Origin of the sequence: Allobosea spartocytisi, from assembly GCF_014764685.1 — a bacterium.
Lineage (GTDB): Bacteria > Pseudomonadota > Alphaproteobacteria > Rhizobiales > Beijerinckiaceae > Allobosea > Allobosea spartocytisi.
Window position 1 is genome coordinate 1 of sequence record NZ_JACXWY010000020.1, and the last position, 20215, is coordinate 20215.

Consider the following 20215-nt stretch of genomic DNA (forward strand, 5'->3'; position numbering starts at 1 on the left):
CCAGGACAGGCCGCATCGCCCATCCAGGACGCCAAAGGCCAAATCATTGACGCGGGGTGGAGCAGCCCGGTAGCTCGTCAGGCTCATAACCTGAAGGTCGTCAGTTCAAATCTGGCCCCCGCAACCAAATCAACAACACCCGTCGCTCCAGCGGCGGGTTTTGTCGTTCTAGCAGCCTTCCAACCGCTTGCCGCTCCGTCCACTCAAGGATCGTGCTCAGTTCTTCGTACAGCGTCGCGAAGACCTCGCCGCGCGTCGACCCCGGCGTCAGCACGATCGCCGCGATCAGCACCCGCATCGCTCCCGCCCGCCTCTGGCCGAGCGGCGGGCTCGTTCAGCGCTTCGGTCAACTTGGCGATCTTCTGTGCGTAGACCGCGGCTGCGTTCGGCAACTGGTCGGGCTGATCTGCAGGTTCATCCGCCAGCAGAGCGGTCGGCTCGATCTTGCGGGCTTCAAGCCCGCTCATCTTCTGCTTCATCGACGGATGGTACATGCCGTCGGCGATTGCCTCGACGATCCCAGCGATCTGCTTCTCGACCTTGGCGAGTTCGCTGCGCCAGGCATCACCGTTGGAGCGCCGCTCCCGGTTCAAGCTCAGGGCCACCGCTCAGCGTCACGGCCAGGAAAAAAAGGAGATCAGGGAGGCATCCGCGACCAAACTCGCGGAGGCCCATGCGGGATTGGCCCGGCGCGATGCCGAACTCGAAGAGCTCAGAGAGCAACGCAGACAGCTGAAAGCCGATGCCGAAGCCTCCCGTCGCGCTGAGGTTGAACGCGTTGAAGGACTCCTAAGGCGAACTAATGCCTCCGCAGCAAGTCTTGAGCGCGTAATGACATGGACAATCGTTGCCGTTGCGGCCGTCGGGACATGGCGCGCGACCGTCGGGCTACCCCGAGCGCTCGCCTGGGGCGGCGGTGCGGTGCTGATCCTCATCGGTCTGTACCATACGATCCGCGAGATCCAACAGAAACCCAAGTTCGGCTTTCAGAATATCCTGGACGGCTTCGCCCGCTTCCGGCTCAGGCGTGGATTGAAGGTTCTCGGATTCGACCTTGCGAAGTTCGAGAACGCTATTGACATCGATTACGGGCGCTTGTCTTGGCGGGCCGAGGAGAGGGCACGCTTGCTTGCCATTGAGGAAACGAAAACGCAGGCAGAAGTGCAAGGGCTCATCCCCGCAGACGGACACTCGCAAGGGCAGCTACGGATCGACAGCTGACGGAGATAGCTCTGACCATCCAACGTCCGCTTTCCGACCCACTTCGAATGTCGGTTTCTGGCGCAGGCCAACCGTTTTAATCGCTAGCTGATCTGGTCGCCGCCACCGCTCCAGTGGAGATGGGCCCGCATGAGCGCGGCGGCCTGCTCGCGGTCGTCGCGTTCGAGCAGGTCGAGGATCTGGAGATGCTCCTGCGTGTGCCGCTCAACCATCTCCAAATCGGGAATGAAGCGATAGGCGAACAGCCGCCGGATCCGGTTGAGCCGACGTAGCGCGTCCAGCAAGAAGGCATTGCCGGAGCATTCCGCGATGGCTTCGTGCACCTCGCAGCCGAAGCGGAACATCTCCGATAGGGTGAAGACCTTGAGGCCATCCTTGCGCACGCGCTCCTGGTGCTCCCGCACCGGGGCCATCAGCTCGGCGTTCCACCGGAATGTCGGCTCAAGGATGCCGCCAGGCTCGATCATCATGCGCAGGCGCCCGGTCTGGGCGTAAGCGAGGGGGCTGTTGAGGGTCTGGGTGAAGCGCCAGCCATAGCCGCGCAACCGTTCGACCCAGCCCTCTGCCGCGATCCGGTCGAGCAAGCGCAACAGCTCCGCCCGCTTCAGGCCGTAGCGGCGCATCAGCTCGGCCTCGCTGACGACATCGGGCACGCGCCCTTCGAGCCGGTCCTTGGCGATCGCGAGGTAGTGGGTCTCGCTCCGGTCGCCGGCGTTCAGCGCCTTCAGCGCGATGTCCGAGTCGAGGCTTTGGGTCAGGACGAAACCCTTGTTCGGAACCGCTTCCGCCAGCCCGGCCTCGGCAAGCGAGCGCAAGGCGGCTCGGACCGGGCCGCGCGACATGCCAAGGCGATTGGCGAGTCGATGCTCGAACAGCCGCTCGCCGCACCGGATGTTCTCGCTGCGGGCGATTTCGATGATCTGGCCCGCGAGCTCGATCGTCTTTGCCGAAGTCGAAATCCCTTCGTCCATGCCCTGCCCGCCACGATGCCTGCGCGGGACTCTATGCCCCGGACGGCGATTGACAATCCAATCGCAGATTTTGTACTTTATAGCAACAAATGACAAAATAACGCTCAGGGTAGGCTATGCGCGACGTCCAAATCTGCGAGGTCGGCCCCCGCGACGGGCTGCAACTGGTGCGGCAGGTGATGCCGACGCAAACGAAGCGGGAGTGGATCGAGGCGCTGGCGCGGTGCGGCTTCGGCGAGATCGACGCGACCAGCTTCGTGCCACCACAGGCCTTCCCGCAATTCGCCGATGCAGCGGAACTTGTGCAAACCGCGCGCGCGGTCAGCGCGCAATGGCGGGTCGGCGCGCTGGTGCCGAACGCCAAGGGCGCCGAGCGTGCGATCTCGGCCGGAGCCCAGATGCTCTACTGCATCGTCTCCGCCAGCCACAGCCACAGCATGGCCAATACGCGGCGCACCCGCGAGGAACAGGCGGAGATCGTCGGCGCCATCGTCGCGCAGGCGAAGCAACAGGCCAAAGCACCGCATGTGATGGGCGGCATCCCGACCGCTTTCGGCTGCTCGCTCGAAGGCCGTGTCGCCGAACGCGATGTCTGCCAGGTCGCCGAAGCGCTGGCTCGGCGCGGCGTCGACGAGATCGGCCTCGCCGACACGGTCGGCTACGCCGATCCGCGGCTCGTCCGTTCGCTCGTCAAGGCCGTCCGCAGCGCGGTCGGCCCGGAGATGCCGATCCGGCTGCATTTCCACGACACGATGGGGCTCGGCCTCGCCAATGTGCTGGCGGGACTAGAGGCCGGCGTCACCAGCTTCGACGCTGCCTGCGGCGGGCTCGGCGGTTGCCCCTTCGCGCCCGGCGCCTCCGGCAACATCGCGACCGAGGATCTGGTCTTCATGCTCGAGCAGATGGGCCTGCGGACCGGGATCGATCTCGAACACCTGCTCGCGGCCACCGAAATACTCGCCGCAGCCCTGCCGGAGGAACGTATCCGCAGCCATGTCCGCGAGGCCGGGCTGCCGAAGGTCTATGGGGTGGCCGCGTGAACCCGCTGCCGCTCGAAGGGGTCCGGGTCATCGAGTTCTCGCAAATGGTGATGGGGCCATCCTGCGGGATGATCCTCGCCGATCTCGGCGCCGACGTGATCAAGGTCGAGCCGCCCAAGGGCGACCGGACACGCTTCTTCAAGAGCGTCGCCTCCGGCTTCTTCAACACCTATAGCCGCAACAAGCGCAGCGTCGTCATCGACACGGCGACGCCTGAGGGGCGCGAGACCGCCCGCGAGCTAATCGTGCGCGCCGACGTGCTGATCGAGAATTTCCGCCCGGGGCTGCTGGCCCGATACGGCCTCGACTACGAGACGCTCGCCCCCGACGCGCCCCGCCTGATCTATTGCTCATTGAAGGGCTACCTGCCGGGCCCTTACGAGAACCGCCTCGCGCTCGACGAGGTCGTCCAGATGATGGGGGGCCTCGCCTATATGACGGGGCTTCCCGGCAAGCCGATGCGCGCCGGCGCCTCCGTCAACGACATCATGGGCGGCATGTTCGGGGTCATCGCGATCCAGGCGGCGCTGGCCCAGCGCGAGCGCACTGGCAAAGGGGCTTACATCCAGAGCGCGCTGTTCGAGAACAATGTCTTCCTGATGGCGCAGGCGATGATGTTCGAAAGCGTCACGGGCGAGCGCTCCGTTCCGTGGTCGGTGAAGGAATCGCCCTGGCCGGTCTACGACCTGTTCGACACGAAGAGCGGCGACAAGATCTTCATCTCGATCGTCGGCGAGGAACATTGGGAAGGCTTCTGCCGCGCCTTTGGCCGCGAAGCTTGGCTTGGTGACCCGCGGCTCGCGACCAGCCAGGGCCGCGTCGACAATCGCGGCTGGATCATCCCCGAGATCAGGTCGATCGTGGCGGGCTACGACCTAGCCGAGATCAGCACCATCCTGGAGCGGCTGGAACTGCCCTTCGCGCCGGTCAACACGCCGGGCGACCTGTTCGACGATCCGCATCTCAACGCCTCGCAGGGGCTGCTTGAGCTGACCTTGAACGACGGGCGCACCGTCAAGACGCCGGCGCTGCCCTTCACCTTCGACGGCAGCCGCCTGACCAAGCGCCGCGATCCACCCATGATCGGCCAGCACACCGAAGAGGTGCTGGCCGAACTGCAAGACCGGAAAACCGGCACCGCGAACTGACAATGTCCAGGGAGGACGCCATGAAGATCACACGTCGAGACCTGCTGGCGGGGGGCGGTTCATTCGCAATGGCCGGCCTCATTCCCGCCGCGGCAGGCGCCCAATCGGCGACAGCCTCGCTCGCTTATGGGCCGCAGACACCCGTCTATGCCCTCGGAGCGATCGCCGAGGCGCGCGGCTTCTTCAAGGCCGAGAAGCTCGATCTCAAGCTGGTTGTCGGCAACGCCGGCACCCATGGCCGCCAGACGCTGGCGGCCGGCCAGGCGCTGTTCGCCCATGGCGACGCCAGCCACCCGCTGCAACTCTCGACGCGCGGCAAACCCTGCAAGATCATCATGGCGACGCAGATGATCTCATCGATCGCCAATGTCGTCGTCCGCAAGGACCTGTTCGATGCGGGCATCGACAGCGTCGAGAAGCTCGCGGCCTACAAGCGGCCGAATGGTGGCAAGCCCGTGATCGCCGCGACAGCGATCGGCTCCGGTACCTGGATGTATGGGACCTACAATTTCGAGTCGAAGGGATTGGGCGACAAGGTGACCTGGGTTGCCGGTGGCGGGCTGAACACCATGTTGCCGGGGCTGGAGACCAAGCAGTTCGATGCGATCATTGCCCCTCCCGGCTGGGTGGTCGAGTCGGAGGCGAAAGGCTTCGGCAAGGCGATCTTCGACACCTCAAAGCCTGGCGTCTTCGTCTCCGCCTATGGCGGCACCGTGCCCGTCCTCGTCCTCTATGCGCTGACGGAAACCTGCGAGCAGGAGAAGGCCACGGTCCAAGCCTTCGTCAACGCGATGTATCAGGGGATGAAATGGGTCAAGGCGACCCCGATCGAGGAGGTCTACGCGCTGGTGGGCGAGAAGCTCTACAGCGGCCAGGATCCCAATGCGGTCAAAGCGGAGCTCGGCTTCGACAAGCAGACCTGGGAGTATGACGGGCGCATCGACAAAGCCTCCTTCGAGCGCGGCGGCAAGGTCTGGTATCGCCAGGGCACCGACATCCCGCCGGCAAAGTTCGAGGACATCGTCGACATGACGTTCCTCGAAGCCGCACGCGCCAAGTTCGGGTGAGCCCGGTCATGGCGCTGGCTCAACGCACCCGGCTCGACACCCCGCTCGCGCAGGCAGAGCCGGCGCAAGAACGCATCCGCATCACCGTCCGCAATCTCGACAAGCGCTATGGCTCCGGCGAAGCCGGGGTCAAGGCGGTGGACGATGTCTCCTTCGAGGTGAAACAGGGCGAGTTCGTCGCCCTGCTCGGCCCGTCCGGCTGCGGCAAGAGCACGATCCTCAACATGGTCGCGGGCCTGATCCCGCGCAGCAGCGGGCATATCGCCATCGATGCGGACGAAGTCCGGCACGGCGACGTCAACCGCAAGGTCGGCTACGTCTTCCAGCGCGACACCGTGTTCCCGTGGCGGACGGTCGAAGCCAATATCGGCTACGGGCTCGAAATCGCCGGCGTGGACAAGGCCGAGCGCAAGGCCAAGGTCGCGCGAGCGATCGAGACTGCGGGGCTCGGCGGCTTCGGCGCGAAGTTCCCGCGCATGCTGTCGGGCGGCATGCGCCAGCGCGTCGCGCTGATGCGCACGCTGATCATGGAGCCCGAGATCCTGCTGATGGACGAGCCGTTCGGGGCGCTCGACACGCACACCAAGCTCGAAATGCACAAGACGCTGCTCGATATCTGGGAGCGCGAGCGCCAGACCGTGCTGTTCGTGACCCATGACCTCGGCGAGGCGCTGACCCTGGCGAGCCGGATCATCCTGCTCTCGGCCCGGCCCGGCCGGCTCAAGGAGGATTTCGAGGTGCCGTTCGCCCGGCCGCGCGACGCCGTCTCGCTGCGCGAGAGCGCCGAGTTCGGCAGGCTCTACTCCCATATCTGGCATTCGCTCGGCGAAGAGTTCAGGCGAACCAAGGCGGAGTGAACCGATGAAGCAATCCTCCGCAAAGGTCGTCGCCTGGCAGGTCGCGATCCTGGTCGTCGTCCTCTCGATCTGGGAATGGGGCTGGAGCCTGCGCGCCATCGCTGCGCTGAAACCGCTCGTGCCGGGCATCCTCGACCCTTATTTCATCTCGAAGCCGTCGATGATCTGGACGAGCTTCCTGAAGCTGAGCTGCCTCGGCGATGCGGCCGGCTTCGGCGCCTGCCTCGCCCGCAACGACAATAATCTCTGGCTGGCGCTGCTGGTCACGCTCAAGAACATGTGGTGGGGCTTCGTCTTCGGCACCGTCTCCGGCGTGGCCTGCGGGCTGATCCTCGGGCGCTCCGATTATCTCTCACGCATCTTCCAGCCCTATGTCGTGGCGATGAATTCGATCCCGCGCATTGCGCTGGTGCCGCTGATCATCCTGATGTTCGGGCTCGGCGACATGTCGAAGATCGTCACCGCCTGGATCGTCGTGTTCTTCGTGGTCTTCTTCAACACCTTCGAGGGCACGCGCGCCGTCGACCGCGACCAGATCGCCGCGGCGCGTCTGCTCGGTGCTTCCGAGATGACGGTGCTGCGCACGGTCGTGATCCCCTCGGCGCTGGCCTGGGTGTTCGCCTCGCTGACGCCGGCGGTGTCCTTCGCGCTGATCGGCGTCATCGTCGGCGAGTTCATCGGGGCCGAGCGCGGCCTCGGCAAGCTGATCATCGAGGCCGAGGCGCGAGCCAACGCCGCCGAGATGATGGTCGCGATCTTCGCGATGATGGTCGTCGGCATCCTGCTCGCGACCATCGTGCGGCAGTTGCAGCGCTATCTGCTGCGCTGGCAGCCGCAATTCGAAGCCCAGGCCTGACCGGTCATGCAGTCGATCCGCTTCGACGGCCGGGTGCTGTTCCTGTCGGCCGATGCCGGGGTCGTCCGCCGGCAGCTGCAGGGCGAGGAACTCGACCGCGCCACCGCGGGTCTGCTGCGCGACGACGTCTCGACCGACGAGATCACGCCGCTGCCCTCGCTGGTGCATTTCGACGACGAGATCGGCCGGCACGCCCATACCGGCTATCGCGCCGGCGAGAGCAACCCGATTCCGCTCGACGGCCTGCGTCTCGGCGGCTTCGGCGTGCTCGTCGCCGGCCGCCGCTACGGCAAGGGCTCGTCGCGCGAGCATGCGCCCCTGGCCGAGCGCGCGGCCGGGATCAGGCTCGTCATCGCCGAGAGCTTCGAGCGGATCTACCGCCAGAACTGCGACAATATCGGGCTGTTCACCTCGACCGATTTTGGCCTGCTCGACCGCATCCGGGCCGGCGAAGCCATTCCGCTCGCCGATCTGCTGCAGGGACGCGACGAGCTGGCGGCCCGAATTCTCGCCGGCGGCGGCCTGCTCGAGTATGGCAGGGCCCACCTCTTCGCTGCGAAGCCAGCGCCGTTACCAGACGGCACGGGGCCGCAAACACTCACTCAGAAGATCATCGCGCGCCATCTCCTCTCCGAGCCTGGCCGCCGATGGGCCGCCGAGCCGGGCAGCGGCGGCTTCGTGAAGGCCCGCTTTCGCTTCATCCACGAAATCTACACGGCAATGGCGGCGCATATGCTGCATCGCTGCTATGGCCGGCCGCTCGCCTTGCACGAGCCGGACACGATCCTCTGCTTCGAGGATCACAACGCCTATGCGCATCGCTCGCCGACCCATCAGCGGCAGAATCTGCTGCCGGCGATCCGCCGACTCTCGGAAGGGCATCGCGCCTTCTCCCGCGACTACGGCCTGAAGGACCATGGCTATCTCGTCGGCGAGGACGGCTCGGAAGGCATCTCGCATGCGCTGATGGCGGAAACCTATGCCGTTCCCGGCGAGATCTGCGTCGGTACCGATTCACACACCCCGCATTCCGGCGCGCTGGGTTGTCTCGCTTTCGGCGTCGGCACGACCGACATGGCCAATGCGTTCATGACCGGCGCGGTCCGGCTCACCGTGCCGGAATCGCTCCTGATCCGCCTCGAGGGCAGCTTGCCCGCCGGCATAACCGCCAAGGACGTCGTCCTGAAGCTGCTCGCCGAGCCGCGGATCCGAGCCGGCCTCGGACTGGGCCGCGTCTTCGAATTCGCCGGGCCGGTCGTGTCGGCGATGTCGATCGATGAACGCGCGACACTGACCAACATGACAGCCGAGCTCGGTGGCTTCAGCGGAATCGTCGCGCCCGATGCAGAGACAGCCCGCTTCATCCGCGAGCGGCGCCAGGTCGATGTCGTGATCGAGGATTGGATGGCGAGCGATCCGGGCGCCCCCTATGCCGCCGAGCTGACGCTGGACTGTTCGGCCTTGACACCGATGCTCGCGGCCCCCGGCGATCCCGGCAACGGCGTCCCATGCGACGGGCTCGCCGCCCCCGTCCCGATCGGCATCGCCTATGGCGGCTCCTGCACGGCCGGCAAGCGCGAGGATTTCGACCAGTATCACGAGGTTCTGGCCTGGGCGGCCGCGCGCGGGCTGAAGGTACCGGACAACGTCACCTTCTATCTGCAGTTCGGCACCGTTGCCGTGCGGCGCTACTGCGAGGAGCGTGGCTATCTCGACACGTTCAGGCGCGTCGGCGCCCAGATCCTGAATCCCGCCTGCGGCGCCTGCGCGCAATGCGGGCCGGGGGTGTCGTCGCAAGCGGAGGAAATGACGATCAGCGCGATCAACCGCAATTTCCCCGGCCGCTCGGGGCCCGGCAAGGTTTGGCTCGCAAGCCCGCCGACTGTTGCCGCCAGCGCGATCGCCGGCGAGATCGTCTCGTTCGGGCAGTTGCAGCGCCGGACTTCGGACCTACGAGGGCAGGTCACAAGGCGAACCAACGGCTAATCGCCAGCGCTAGCAACGAGCTGCTACAATCGAGGTCAGCTGGTCCTCTGGTAGTTGCAAGGACCGCGCATACTTCCGCTTCCGGCCAATCATGCAATGTCCGGAATTGGCGCACCGTCGACATGGTTTAAGCGCGATCTCTGCTTCGACGTTGCCGCGGTGCGACGCCGAAGCGGTTGCGGAAGGCCCGGTTGAAAGCCGACAGGTCGTTGAAGCCGACCGAATAGGCGATGGAGGCGATGCCCTCGGCGGCACGGCGCGGGTCGAGCAGGGCGCGGCGGCTCTCCTCCAGCCGCGTCGCCAGGAGCCAGCGCCCGAAGCTCTGGCCCGATGCGGCAAAGCGTGCATGCAGCGTGCGCAGCGAGATGTTGAAATGCGCCGCCACGACACCAGGCGACAGCGTCTCGTCGCCGAGCCGCCCGCGGCAGAAGGCGAGGATCGCCTCATGCAGACGATCGGGGCGGGGACCGTCGGCATCGCTCGACAGCCCGATCAGATTGCAGAGATTATCGGTGAGCAGGCTCGCCGACATCTCGTCCATGACCTCGCCATGACGAGCCAGCTCCAGGAGGTGGCGCCGTGCCAGCGACAGGAAGCGCGATGTCAGCGCGATACGGTGCGCGTCCGGAGGACGCCGAATGACCCTCGTCGCACCGTCACCCGACCGGACAAGCCCATGACGGCCCCGGGCCCTTCATCTTCCATCGAAAAGGACAGGCCATGGACATCGACACGTTCCCCGCCACCTGGCGCACCATCCGCGGCGCTTCCGACCCGGTTCACTATGGGAGGGCCGTGTCGTGAGCTCTCAGGACAGCATTGCGCTTGCGGACGCCGATATCCTCGTGATGATAGCCGAGGAGCATTGCAGCCTCTCCCGGAGCGGGGGGAGGGGCTATGCGACGATCGCGGCTGGCAGCGGCAAGCGGACGCTTACCCTGCGCAGCAACGCCTTCCAGTCTTGTCTGCGGCCAACCCCGCTCGACACGCTCCGCAAGCAGCGCTCGACCCGAAGGCGTCAGACGGGCATTCTGATGGACGTTCATCCGGGGACCTCCGGTGCAAGAGTTGGAGCTTCGCAACCCCAGCCTCTCAGTCCCGGCCCGGATGAACAACCTTCATAGCTTCGACACCTAGACCTGCTGCGAGCGGACGGGCATGCACCGTAGCCGGTGGAAAAGACGACCATAGGCGTCGCAGATCAGGTTCGAGCGGCGCACCGCATCTCCGAGCTTAGCCCAGCGTGAACGCCTCGTGGATCGACGACTGCATGCCGCCTCCGACCACCGGCCCGCCACCGGCGACATGGATCCAGTCCCCCAGCGCCACCGCGCCGAGTCCGTGCCGCGGCGTCGTCATCGGCGCATGGCTTTGCCACGTATCGCTCGTCGGATCGTAGCTCTCCAGCTGACCGAAGACCTTGTCATGCTGCTGCCAGTTCCGGTCGAAGTCGCGCTGCTCGCCGCCCATCGCAAAGAAACGTCCGCGATAGATGACGAGGCCGTGTCCGGACCGCCCGGTCGGGATGGGCGCGGCCGACGCCCAGCTGTCCCTGTCCGGATGGTACACGTCGTGACGGTCGGTGTTGTATTCGAAAGTGTTGAAGCGCCCGCCGATCACATGGATCCGCCCGCCATAGGCGACCGCACCGGCGTGATCACGGGCGGCGGGAAGCGGCTTGCGCATCTCCCAACGGTCGGCGCCGGGATCATAGACCTCGTGCCAGCCGATACTCGCCCGCTCCTGGGTGGGCAGGGCCGCGCCGCCAATGAGATGGATCTTGCCATCGAGTGCCACCGCCGAGGCCGCGCCACGCTCGCGTGACAGGCGGGCGATCGGCCGCCAGCTATCGGTCTTGAGATCGTAAATGAAGGCGTTGTCGTCGGGCGTCCGGTTCTGCTCCAGAAATCCACCCAACGCATAGAGACGGCCGCCGTCGGCGACGACGGCGACGTGATTAGCGCCGCGCGGCAAAGGCGCAAGCATGCTCCAACGATCCTCCTGCGGGTCGTAGACATGGTGGTAGGCGCGGTTGACCGCGCCCTCCCCATAGCCGCCCACCACATGCATGCGTCCGTTCAGGGCCGTCGCCCAGGCCATTTCGGATCTGGGCAGCGGCAGCGCGGTCCGCGCCTCCCATCTTCCCTGAGGTCCCTTCGGCGCCGGACTCTCCAATTGCCGCTGTCCGATCTGATGCGGCGCCAATTCCTCGACGGTGGTTCCGCTGAGCGTGGAGAACGGCGCCCCGTGGAAGTGGCCCTGCTGCGCCAGCGCGCGGCCGGCCAGAGCGCCCGTTACGATCGAGGCAGTAAATGCCTGGATGGCTGTCCGTCGGGATAAGTTGGTCGTCATCTACATGTCCTGTTCTGGATCGGCGGGCGCTCCAGGCAGTAAGAGATTAGGCATGCGCTCAAATCTCCTTATCTGCCACAGAGGCTGTTGAACCGGTCGGACCGTGCGCACCTGGCGCCTGCCGACAGGCTTGGCGCCAGCGCTCGTCGCCATCCGTCTTGGCTCCCATGGTGATTATCCGGCGCCGGAACTGACCGCAGCCTGACGCTGGACTCGATATCGCTTCAGCTTCCCGTAAGCTGGTGGGTGGACGAACAAGCCGCGACAACGGGGCTGAGGACCATGCCCAGACAGAAGACGTCTGTTCACGATCCCACTTGCTCCAGGCCAGGCGTCTTTTGCTGCCTTGCTCCGCAGCAGTTGTTTGTCATACACGCGCCCCGAGCGCTGCGGGATGTCGGAGAGTTGAAAGTCGAGGTGACGGTGCGGGTGCTGTTGATCGAGGACGATCTGGTGCTGGGCACAGCCACCCGAGATCAGATGGCCGACGATGGTCATTCCGTCGATTGGGTCAACCGTCTGGATCATGCCGACGATGCGCTTGCCGCTGCCGATTTCGACCTGATCCTGCTCGATCTCATGCTGCCGGACGGGCTCGGCATTTCGTTTCTCAGGATGCTACGCGGGCGGGGTGAGGAGACGCCCGTCATCATCCTGACCGCGCTCGATCAGGTATCCGACCGTATCGCCGGCTTGAACGCCGGAGCCGACGATTATCTGGTGAAGCCGTTCGACCTGGCGGAGCTTTCCGCGCGCATCGGCTCGGTGGTGCGCCGCTATGCCGGCAACCCCAATCCCATCGTGACGCTCGGCCCGCTTCAGATCGATCTCGCCGCCCGCAACATGACCCTCGGCGGCAAACCCGTTACCCTGACGGCGCGCGAATGGGTGCTGTTCGAAGCCTTCGTGCAGCGCCCCGGGCAGCTCTTCTCCAAGGCGCGCCTCGAGGAACGACTCTATTCCTTCGATAGCGACATCGAGAGCAATGCCATCGAGGTCCACATCAGCCGATTGCGCAAGAAGCTCGGCGCGCACGTCATCCAGACCGAACGCGGGCTCGGTTATCGCTTAGGCAGGCCGTGAGACTCTTCGACTCGATCCAGGCGCGTCTGGCGTTCGCGATAGGTCTGTCGGTGACCGTGCTCTGGCTCGCCGCCGCGGCAGTCACCGCGCGACGCGTTGGCCAAGAGATGGAGCAAGTCTTCAACGACGGGCTGAAGACCACAGCGGAGCGCATTTTGCCGATCGCGCGGCGCGACCTGCGCGAAGGACGCCTGCGGCGCGAACCGTCGATCGCGGGCAACGAGGGGGACAGTCCGACACTGATCGGACGCGCGGCCCGCTATGGACAAGATCTCACCTTCGTCGTGCGCGATCGGGAGGGCCGGATTCTACTCGCATCGGACGGCGTCGACGCCTCCGTCTTTCCGCCGTTCACCCAGCCCGGATTCCGGTGCACGAAGACCCACAAGATCTACGCCGACGCAACCCGCGACGGAAACCTCACGATCGACGTCGCCGAGCCGCTCAGTCATCGCCGGGGAATGTCGCACACGATGCTCGCCGGCCTGGCGCTGCCATTGATCATCGTCACTCCCCTCAGCCTTCTGGCGATCGCCGTAGCTGTCCGCCGCTCCCTGCGACCGGTTCGCGGACTGCAGCAAGGTCTTGCCCGGCGCGGCGCGCGGGACCTCTCGCCCCTGCCGGACGCCAACCTGCCGAGCGAACTCGCCCCCATCTCCGCCGGCGTCAACCAACTGCTCGGTCGGCTGACGGACGCCTTCGAGGCGGAACGCAGCTTTGCCGCCAATGCGGCGCATGAGCTGCGCACGCCGGTCGCCGGCGCCATCGCCCAGGCTCAGCGCATTCGCTTCGAAACCCGCGAAGAGCGGACGGGCCAACGTGCCACGGAGATCGAGACTACGCTGAAGCGGTTGATGCGCATGTCCGAGAAGCTCATGCAACTCGCCCGCGCCGAAGGCGGTCGCTTGCAACTCGACGATCCTTCGGATCTGCGGACGGTCCTGCGCCTGATCGTTGACGATTTTGTCCGGGCCGGGGAACGGCGGATCACGCTCGTCCTGACGGAGGTCTCGGTGCTTTCCATGCTCGATCCAGATATCGTCGGCATTCTCGGTCGCAACCTCATCGAGAATGCATTGCGCCACGGCGCGCAGGACGGCGCCGTGGACATATCGTTGAGGCCGGACGGCCTGCTTTGCATCTCCAATGAGGGGGCAGCCGTGCCAGCCGATGCGCTGGACCGCCTTATGCGCCGCTTTGAGCGCGGCGCCGGCAAGATCGACGGCAACGGTCTGGGTCTCGCCATCGTCAAGACCATCGCCGACCGCTCGGGCGCGACACTCTCGGTGACTTCACCGCTCCCCGAATCAAGTACCGGCGTCCGGGTGACCGTGAAGCTGCCGACGGTTGGTTGACGGTACGCCAGCGGTCTCGTTTCCGCCGGAATCGCTGCCATCGTGCGCAAGCTGGCCGACATGCGCGATGATGTCGCCGCTGTCGGCGTCCAGCGTCGAATGCAGACATGGATCGGCCCATTCTCCGGGTTATGATCACGATCATCGTGCCGAGCGCTCCGCAATCGCACCTTACCTGCCCTCCGGCTCAAGGTCGTGTGATGGGGAACAGCGAGATCGAGGCCCAAAAGTTGGAGCACTGTGGCCAGAAATCTGTCTGGCTCAGCCGCAGGCCGAATACCAGCCCCGGCATCAGCGCAGTCTCGATCGCCAGATCGCTATAGCGCGGCTGGCCACCGCCTGTTTTCCGCGTGGGCGCTTGCCATGACGATACCGCCTCCGGCGTCATCCGAAGTGTCAGCTGGCCTCGTCGTCTGCCCAGTTCGTCGCCTTGAACTTCATCTTGCCGATACGATGACGGCGGCAGGCATTGTGTTTGAACGGCATGACCTGAAGGCCGGCTTGTTTCGATCCGAGATCCAACGTGCCTCTCATCAGAAAACTTACGGGAAGGTGAAGCACTGTTCCGCAGATTGTCAGCCTGCTGTCAGGTTAAAGCTCCATGAGTCGCTACAGATACATCCTAGAATTGGTCGAATTGTTGTCGATTAAGGCATTTTTATACAAATATTATTTCGGTAATTTGCCAGAATTTATGAATTTAATATCACAATCTTGCCGAAGATATCAGTCATTCGATCTTATCGTCTTTGATGGGGCTTAGAAAATGATATCCAGAAGACGCCTATTGGCAGGGATCGCAGCGTCGTACTCGGCAATCTCTCTCACGCGGACAGTTCGCGCCGCGAATGCGTCTGAACTAGTCAGGACGCTCCAACGCGGAGGAGTGTCGGTATACATGCGCCATTCCATCACCGATCGCTCTCAGGTCGACACCGGAGATCTCGGTCGACGAGAAGGGCAGCGCAATCTCTCGGAAGAAGGCCGGCGTCAGGCGACCGCCTTGGGAGCGAGCTTCAAGGAATTGACCATACCGGTCGGTGAAGTTCTCAGCAGTCCGGTATTTCGCGCCCTCGACACGGCGCAACTCGCATTCGGGGAAACCAACGTCAAAGCGGTTCCTGAACTGACAGCCGACGATTACGAGCATGACCAGGCGCGCTTGGCGGCGAATGTCGCCTGGGTCAGTCGTCGCCTAGGTATTCCGTCCAAGGGTGGAAAAGTGGACGTGCTCGTGGGCCACATCTATCCGCTCGCCATGATCCTGGGCCGCTCCGTCTCGCAGAGCGAATTCCCCGAAGGCGGATTAGCGGTTTTTGCTCCGTCGAGTGGCGCCCCAGACTTCCTCGGCTTTGTCACGCCCGCAGAATTGCTCAGCGCTTCCCATTCGCAGTGATATCTCCGCGGCAGGAACTAGAGCTTGAAGCACCTGAGCCTCAGCTCCAGATGGGCGGAGCTCGATGCTTAGGCGAACTGTCGGAAGAACGATCTCAATTGACGGCTCCGCACCAGGCGGAGCAGTCAATTCACTCGTTTCCGAGCGCAGTCACATGATCGTGCATTGAATTGCCGAGCATCGGATAGTGTTCGATGAATATATCGATAATTCTATAAAAATTTATGTCAATACAGGCCTATCTAACTATATATTGTCGATATTTATAATATCGTTTCGCCTCCAATCGAGATTTTAATCAGATATTTCAAAATAATTTATGCTTTCAAGCTTACAGGAATATGAAGAAATCTCGCAAAAACTGTCAGTCAGGCGTCAGCTTGCGTTTTTACCAGAAACCTGCCGCCGGAGCGGTCGCCTCCCAAAAGACCCATCCGCTCTTGTCATGGCCGAACTCCTGGAAACACTTGAAAATGGAGTATGAATACATGTGTCCTAAATCCTCACTTGAAATCGCGCTTGGACGCCGGGGCGTCATGGTCGGTGGCCTAGCTGCCTTGGGCGCCCTAGCGGCGGGTCGGCACGGTCTCGTCTCGCCTGCGGCCGCCCAGTCCGGCCCCTATTCCGGAACCGGTGCCGCATCCCAGACCCCTGCGTTCTTCCAGACGACTGTAGGCGATGCAAAAGTCACCGCCCTGTTGGACGGCGGCTTCGTGGTGCCGACAAACGGCCTCGCGAAATTCTTCCCCGACTCGGCGGAGACGATCTCGAAGCTCGATACGCTGCTCTATCCGCACCCCGAGGGACTCGCGATTCCGGTCGGTGCGTATTTGGTCGAGACGAGCAAAAACGTCGTGCTGATCGATGCCGGCGGCGGCCCGACCTACTTGCCGACGACCGGTCGCCTGCAGGCCTCGCTCAAGGCGGCAGGCGTCGCGCCGGAAAAGGTCGATACCATTCTGCTGACCCATCTTCACATGGAGCATGCGCTTGGCATTTCGACCGCGGACGGGAAGAAAGTGTTCCCCAACGCCGAGGTGCTCGTTTCTGACGCCGAGTACAAGTTCTGGATGGACGACGCCAACCTGTCCAAGGTGCCTCAGGGCGAGGCTTTCGTTGCTGGCGCCCGCAGGTCGATCGCGCCCTACAAGGACAGCATCCGCCGCTTCGCCGACCAGGAGAAGGAGGTCGTTGCCGGCTTCTCGACGCTGCCGGGACCGGGACATACGCCGGGCAACACGTCGTTCATGCTTACATCCGGTTCTGCCTCGTTGCTGATCCTCGGCGATGTGGTGCATTCCCCGGTGCTGCAGCTTCCGACGCCGCGGGCGCGCGTCGGAGTAGACGTGGATCCTGCTCTCGGGGTCGAGAGCCGAGTAAGGACGCTCGATGCTATCGCTGGCAAGACGACCTTCGTCGGCGGGATGCATCTCCCCTGGCCCGGCTTCGGGCGAATGGCGCGCAACGGCGAGGGCTATGCCTACTTCGCAATGCCTTGGCAGCTCGGCTAACCATCGCTCCGGTTTAGCCCGGCTCTGCGATGTCGACCTGGGCTACACCGGACTGAGCGGCCGCAGCGATCCGTCGCTCATAGGATGTTAGCCAGAACGAGCAAGGTTCATGTCACCTTGCACAGTGGACGCTGTCCATGGCGTGAGGGATGACTTGGAGGTCATTAGGTCGGCAAACAAACTGAACGGCAGTGGAATCTCGCGTTTGAGTGAAATCGCAAGGACGGCATGCGTTTGACGCCTCGCCGTCGGGCGCGGATGCGTTTTTGTGTGTCTCGCGCGCCGGCGACGCGGCCAAACGATGTCTGGGCGATCGCCTGAGAAAGGTTGGCCTCCGCTTCGGCAACTGCTGCCATGCTCTGGCTGAGTTTGGCGAGGGCGACGCTGCGGCTGAGGCGCGCCAGAACCTGGCCCTTCTCCACCCTGTCTCCTTCGTCCACGTGGATTTCGCTGATCGCAAGCCCGCCCGTTTCTGAGCTGACCGGCATTTCGCGCCAGGCGGCGACGTTTCCTGTCGCGGAGATCGTGGCAGCTATCGGCTCCTCACGAACGGTGTCGACCAGAACTGTGATTGGAATGTTGCGGCCATGTCCCTCACCTGCCGAGGAAGCTGCGGACGGCGAGGTCATGATGAGCGAAAGGAAGCACCAGAAAAACGCACGGATGCGGAAAAGTGCCAGGATGGTGCGCTCTCGATTCAGCCCCGGGATCAGGCAGAGCGAGCGGAAGCGGGTCATTGGTATTCTCCCCATGCGTGGAGAACACCAGATGCATCGGGAAAACCACGAATCTGCGGTCTCTCATGTCCCGATATTGCTTGGGGCCGGCGATTTATGTTGAATCATTGCTGGCGCCCGGTCCGCAGATATCAATGCAGTACCCTCGTGACATTGGGGGACGAGCGACGCAGGCCTAAGTGACGGACGGCAAATCGACGATCTGAACCAAACCTCCATCCGCAGAATTCCGGATCCGGATGTCGCCACCATATTTGCGGATGATTTCACGGGAGATCGTAAGGCCAAGACCGGCGCCGGGGATGGCTTGGCGCCGGGCTCGATCGGCACGAAAGAAGGGTTCGAACACTTGATCGAGCAGATTTGGTGCGATGCCCGGCCCTTCGTCGGAGATGGTGACTTTTATGCTCGTGCCTCCGGTTACGTTGACGACACCCCGCACGCCATGCGTCGCAGCGTTGATCAAGAGGTTCCGGAGGGCGCGGCTCAATGCCAGACGATCGGCTTTTGCGTAAACCTCGACAGTATCCATGACACCGATCGGAAGGTTCTGCTGCCGCAACTCGTCGACGATGATCTTGACCAGCTCATCGACCCGGATGACCTGGACGGAGGCTTTCGTTGCTTCCTCGCGGACAAGCTGAATAGCGCTGTCGGCGATGCGCTCGAGTTCGTCGATATCCTTTAGCCACAATGCCTGCTCTTCATCATCCGAGACGAATTCCGCGCGTAACCTCATCCGGGTAAGCGGGGTACGAAAATCGTGGCCGGCCGCGGCGACGAGCCTCATGCGGCTCTCCATAGCCCGCTTCAACCGGAGCGACAGGGAATTGATGGCCGCGGCAGTCACGCGAACCTCGGCCGGCCCGCGTTCGGAGAACACCGCGACGCTGCCGTCCGGGCCGATTGACTCCGCGGCGGCTTCGAGGAGCGCGAGAGGCCGGCTCATGCGATGGGCTGCGAACACGGCGATCGATCCCACGCCGATCGTGATGAACGCCAACCACTCCCACAAGGCGGGATCCGACAGGGAATCGATGTCGACCAAGACCCAGCTACCCGGTCCAACGCGCAGCGAGACTGTCCAAAGCTGACTGGATTTGGCATGGTGCGTCACAGCGACGTCCAGCGTCGCTCCGAGCTGTGCTGCGGCCGCGCGAAGAAGCTCGGACGCATCGCCGTCAGGCTCACCCGCCGACGGCTGTCGGGAGAGCAGCTCCGATTCCGGATTTTGTTTGCCGAGCCGCTCCAGGGTGATGAGTTGCCGAGCGAGCAGGCCGGCCTCGATATCCTTCGGCGTCGCGAAGAAGTACATCATCGCAAGGGTGATCAAGGCGACCACCGCGACGATCGAGACCACGAGCAGGAGGGCGAACTTCGCACGAAGGGTGTTCATCCTGGGCCGTCTGGAACACGGACTTTGGCGGCGAGAAGGTAACCGCCATTGCGGACTGTCCTGAATATCTGAGCGGCGCCTCCGTCCGACAGCTTGCGCCTGAGGCGGCTGATCAGGACGTCGATCGAACGGTCGGTGACGTCGCCACCGTTCCCCCGGGTCAGATCGAGAAGTTGATCGCGTGAAAGCACACGGCCCGGCCTTTGCAGGAATGTGACGAGGAGGTCGAACTCGGCCCCTGTCAACGGTACGCCCTCGCCCCTCGGACCAATCAGTGAGCGTGACGATGGATCGGCAGCGAAGCCCTCAAACAGGAAGACGCCCGTGGACCGGGGCTCTTCGTCGGCATAGGCTCCCCGACGTAGTACGGCCCGCATCCGAGCGACAAGTTCGCGCGGATTGAAGGGCTTTCCCAGATAGTCGTCGGCTCCGATCTCGAGACCGATGATCCGGTCGATATCCTCCTTCAGGGCGGTCAGAAGTATGATCGGTATGTTCGATCGCGTCGCTCGCAAGTCGCGGCAGAGATCCAGCCCCGAGCCATCGGGCAACATGACGTCGAGGATGATGAGATCAATCCGGTTGGTCGCAATCTTCTCCCGCACTTCCGCGCATTTCGAGGCGACCTGCACCCGAAAACCTTGCTCCTGCATGTAGCGGGCAAGCAGCTTACGGATCTCACCGTCGTCGTCCACGACAAGAATTTGGGCGTTCGGGTTCATGAACATCGGGACCGGCGGATAGATTGGCATCGCTGCTGTAGCGCCACGTGACAGAGCAAGGTAGCCGATTTTTGTGTCGAATGTTGCTGGCCGCGCATCGCGCCATGCTTTGCAATAAATCCAGACCTGCTGGAAACGTTCGGACATCTACAGCCGGATTTTGAACCATGAGAGCACCTTAAGGAACACCATCGACAGAAATCGGTGGTGCAGATGCGCGTCTTAGCCAGATTCATTCCAACTATATCCGCTCGACCCAGCCGGTTGCGCCGGCGACGCATCTGGGACGAGCGGCGCCGGCATCTGCCGGACTGCCCTTCTGGGACACTCTTGCCACTGCGTGAGGGAGGTTCGGAAACCGCGGCCACGTCTTTAGCCGAGGTATCGGATTCGAGTCGCGAGATCGCACTAAGCATCGAGCTGTTTCCAACTCCGACCCCCCTGTGTGAGGAGCGATCATGCGCCCCTGCGAGCCAATCCAGTCTTTGTGGACGAAAGCTTGGTGTGAAGCGTCATG

General features: G+C 63.7%; 18 protein-coding genes, 1 tRNA gene and 1 pseudogene. 12 read left to right on the forward strand and 8 right to left on the reverse strand.

Going from position 1 to position 20215, the window contains the following annotated elements; genetic code table 11:
* The first annotated feature begins 50 nt into the window (after nucleotides 1–50).
* Nucleotides 51–127: transfer RNA gene (locus tag IED13_RS23010), tRNA-Met, on the forward strand.
* 76 nt (nucleotides 128–203) lie between these two features.
* Here IED13_RS23010 and IED13_RS23015 read toward each other — a convergent pair.
* On the reverse strand, nucleotides 204–593 hold the full coding sequence (locus IED13_RS23015) for a hypothetical protein (RefSeq protein ID WP_191125585.1): 390 nt from the start codon (nucleotides 591–593) through the stop codon (nucleotides 204–206).
* Here IED13_RS23015 and IED13_RS23020 point away from each other — a divergent pair.
* Nucleotides 571–1221: a hypothetical protein gene (locus IED13_RS23020; RefSeq protein ID WP_191125586.1), complete on the forward strand. Its 651-nt coding sequence runs from the start codon at nucleotides 571–573 to the stop codon at nucleotides 1219–1221. The genes IED13_RS23015 and IED13_RS23020 overlap by 23 nt on opposite strands.
* Before the next feature lie 83 nt (nucleotides 1222–1304).
* Here the strand turns inward: IED13_RS23020 and IED13_RS23025 are convergent, their stop codons facing one another.
* Nucleotides 1305–2192, reverse strand: coding sequence for a GntR family transcriptional regulator (locus IED13_RS23025; protein WP_191125587.1), 888 nt, complete (start codon nucleotides 2190–2192; stop codon nucleotides 1305–1307).
* 116 nt (nucleotides 2193–2308) lie between these two features.
* Here IED13_RS23025 and IED13_RS23030 point away from each other — a divergent pair, with 116 nt between their 5' ends.
* From IED13_RS23030 to IED13_RS23055, 6 genes are read left to right on the forward strand one after another with little or no spacing between them, the layout of a single operon-like run.
* A complete protein-coding gene (locus IED13_RS23030; protein ID WP_191125588.1) occupies nucleotides 2309–3232 on the forward strand; it encodes a hydroxymethylglutaryl-CoA lyase in 924 nt (307 codons plus the stop codon).
* The gene (locus IED13_RS23035) at nucleotides 3229–4380 is read left to right on the forward strand and encodes a CaiB/BaiF CoA transferase family protein (RefSeq protein ID WP_260368468.1); all 1152 of its coding nucleotides are present in this window, start codon (nucleotides 3229–3231) and stop codon (nucleotides 4378–4380) included. Before IED13_RS23030 ends, IED13_RS23035 begins: the two co-directional genes overlap by 4 nt.
* A 20-nt stretch (nucleotides 4381–4400) precedes the next feature.
* Entirely contained in the window at nucleotides 4401–5447 is a 1047-nt protein-coding gene (locus IED13_RS23040; RefSeq protein ID WP_142021286.1) for an ABC transporter substrate-binding protein, read from the forward strand.
* Nucleotides 5448–5455: 8 nt separating this feature from the next.
* The gene (locus tag IED13_RS23045) at nucleotides 5456–6304 is read left to right on the forward strand and encodes an ABC transporter ATP-binding protein (RefSeq protein WP_142021285.1); all 849 of its coding nucleotides are present in this window, start codon (nucleotides 5456–5458) and stop codon (nucleotides 6302–6304) included.
* 4 nt (nucleotides 6305–6308) lie between these two features.
* Complete coding sequence (locus IED13_RS23050; protein WP_142021284.1) at nucleotides 6309–7160, forward strand: ABC transporter permease; 852 nt, start codon at nucleotides 6309–6311, stop codon at nucleotides 7158–7160.
* 6 nt (nucleotides 7161–7166) lie between these two features.
* Nucleotides 7167–9146: an aconitase family protein gene (locus IED13_RS23055; RefSeq protein WP_191125589.1), complete on the forward strand. Its 1980-nt coding sequence runs from the start codon at nucleotides 7167–7169 to the stop codon at nucleotides 9144–9146.
* A 127-nt stretch (nucleotides 9147–9273) separates the two neighbouring features.
* On the opposite strand, the gene IED13_RS23060 is transcribed toward IED13_RS23055, so the two are convergent.
* Together IED13_RS23060 and IED13_RS23065 are read right to left on the reverse strand one after the other, a co-directional pair.
* Entirely contained in the window at nucleotides 9274–9687 is a 414-nt protein-coding gene (locus IED13_RS23060) for a helix-turn-helix transcriptional regulator (protein WP_191125590.1), read from the reverse strand.
* Nucleotides 9688–10379: 692 nt separating this feature from the next.
* Nucleotides 10380–11498, reverse strand: a complete 1119-nt coding sequence (locus IED13_RS23065) for a Kelch repeat-containing protein (RefSeq protein ID WP_191125591.1) — start codon at nucleotides 11496–11498, stop codon at nucleotides 10380–10382.
* Nucleotides 11499–11921: 423 nt separating this feature from the next.
* Here IED13_RS23065 and IED13_RS23070 point away from each other — a divergent pair, with 423 nt between their 5' ends.
* Complete coding sequence (locus tag IED13_RS23070) at nucleotides 11922–12581, forward strand: response regulator transcription factor (protein ID WP_191125632.1); 660 nt, start codon at nucleotides 11922–11924, stop codon at nucleotides 12579–12581.
* Nucleotides 12578–13936, forward strand: coding sequence for a sensor histidine kinase (locus IED13_RS23075; RefSeq protein ID WP_191125592.1), 1359 nt, complete (start codon nucleotides 12578–12580; stop codon nucleotides 13934–13936). The genes IED13_RS23070 and IED13_RS23075 overlap by 4 nt, the downstream gene beginning before the upstream one ends.
* A gap of 98 nt (nucleotides 13937–14034) precedes the next feature.
* On the opposite strand, the pseudogene IED13_RS23080 reads toward IED13_RS23075, so the two are convergent.
* Nucleotides 14035–14422: pseudogene (locus tag IED13_RS23080) on the reverse strand (transposase); the annotation flags it as partial.
* A gap of 412 nt (nucleotides 14423–14834) precedes the next feature.
* Between IED13_RS23080 and IED13_RS23085 the strand changes: the two are divergent.
* Complete coding sequence (locus IED13_RS23085; protein WP_191125593.1) at nucleotides 14835–15332, forward strand: histidine phosphatase family protein; 498 nt, start codon at nucleotides 14835–14837, stop codon at nucleotides 15330–15332.
* A gap of 341 nt (nucleotides 15333–15673) precedes the next feature.
* The gene (locus IED13_RS23090; RefSeq protein WP_191125594.1) at nucleotides 15674–16843 is read left to right on the forward strand and encodes an MBL fold metallo-hydrolase; all 1170 of its coding nucleotides are present in this window, start codon (nucleotides 15674–15676) and stop codon (nucleotides 16841–16843) included.
* A gap of 164 nt (nucleotides 16844–17007) precedes the next feature.
* Here IED13_RS23090 and IED13_RS23095 read toward each other — a convergent pair whose 3' ends face one another.
* The 3 genes from IED13_RS23095 to IED13_RS23105 form a co-directional block, all read right to left on the reverse strand.
* Complete coding sequence (locus tag IED13_RS23095) at nucleotides 17008–17580, reverse strand: efflux RND transporter periplasmic adaptor subunit (protein WP_191125595.1); 573 nt, start codon at nucleotides 17578–17580, stop codon at nucleotides 17008–17010.
* A 175-nt stretch (nucleotides 17581–17755) separates the two neighbouring features.
* Entirely contained in the window at nucleotides 17756–18976 is a 1221-nt protein-coding gene (locus IED13_RS23100; RefSeq protein ID WP_191125596.1) for a sensor histidine kinase, read from the reverse strand.
* Nucleotides 18973–19698, reverse strand: coding sequence for a response regulator (locus IED13_RS23105; protein WP_191125633.1), 726 nt, complete (start codon nucleotides 19696–19698; stop codon nucleotides 18973–18975). Before IED13_RS23105 ends, IED13_RS23100 begins: the two co-directional genes overlap by 4 nt.
* Between the last annotated feature and the right edge of the window lie 517 nt (nucleotides 19699–20215).

Coding starts and splice junctions, on each gene's coding strand:
- IED13_RS23025 (WP_191125587.1), bottom strand. CDS start 2,192: ATGGACGAAGGGATTTCGACTTCGGCAAAGACGATCGAGCTCGCGGGC.
- IED13_RS23030 (WP_191125588.1), top strand. CDS start 2,309: ATGCGCGACGTCCAAATCTGCGAGGTCGGCCCCCGCGACGGGCTGCAA.
- IED13_RS23040 (WP_142021286.1), top strand. CDS start 4,401: ATGAAGATCACACGTCGAGACCTGCTGGCGGGGGGCGGTTCATTCGCA.
- IED13_RS23045 (WP_142021285.1), top strand. CDS start 5,456: ATGGCGCTGGCTCAACGCACCCGGCTCGACACCCCGCTCGCGCAGGCA.
- IED13_RS23050 (WP_142021284.1), top strand. CDS start 6,309: ATGAAGCAATCCTCCGCAAAGGTCGTCGCCTGGCAGGTCGCGATCCTG.
- IED13_RS23055 (WP_191125589.1), top strand. CDS start 7,167: ATGCAGTCGATCCGCTTCGACGGCCGGGTGCTGTTCCTGTCGGCCGAT.
- IED13_RS23060 (WP_191125590.1), bottom strand. CDS start 9,687: ATGGACGAGATGTCGGCGAGCCTGCTCACCGATAATCTCTGCAATCTG.
- IED13_RS23065 (WP_191125591.1), bottom strand. CDS start 11,498: ATGACGACCAACTTATCCCGACGGACAGCCATCCAGGCATTTACTGCC.
- IED13_RS23085 (WP_191125593.1), top strand. CDS start 14,835: ATGCGCCATTCCATCACCGATCGCTCTCAGGTCGACACCGGAGATCTC.
- IED13_RS23090 (WP_191125594.1), top strand. CDS start 15,674: ATGAAGAAATCTCGCAAAAACTGTCAGTCAGGCGTCAGCTTGCGTTTT.
- IED13_RS23095 (WP_191125595.1), bottom strand. CDS start 17,580: ATGACCCGCTTCCGCTCGCTCTGCCTGATCCCGGGGCTGAATCGAGAG.
- IED13_RS23100 (WP_191125596.1), bottom strand. CDS start 18,976: ATGAACACCCTTCGTGCGAAGTTCGCCCTCCTGCTCGTGGTCTCGATC.
- IED13_RS23105 (WP_191125633.1), bottom strand. CDS start 19,698: ATGAACCCGAACGCCCAAATTCTTGTCGTGGACGACGACGGTGAGATC.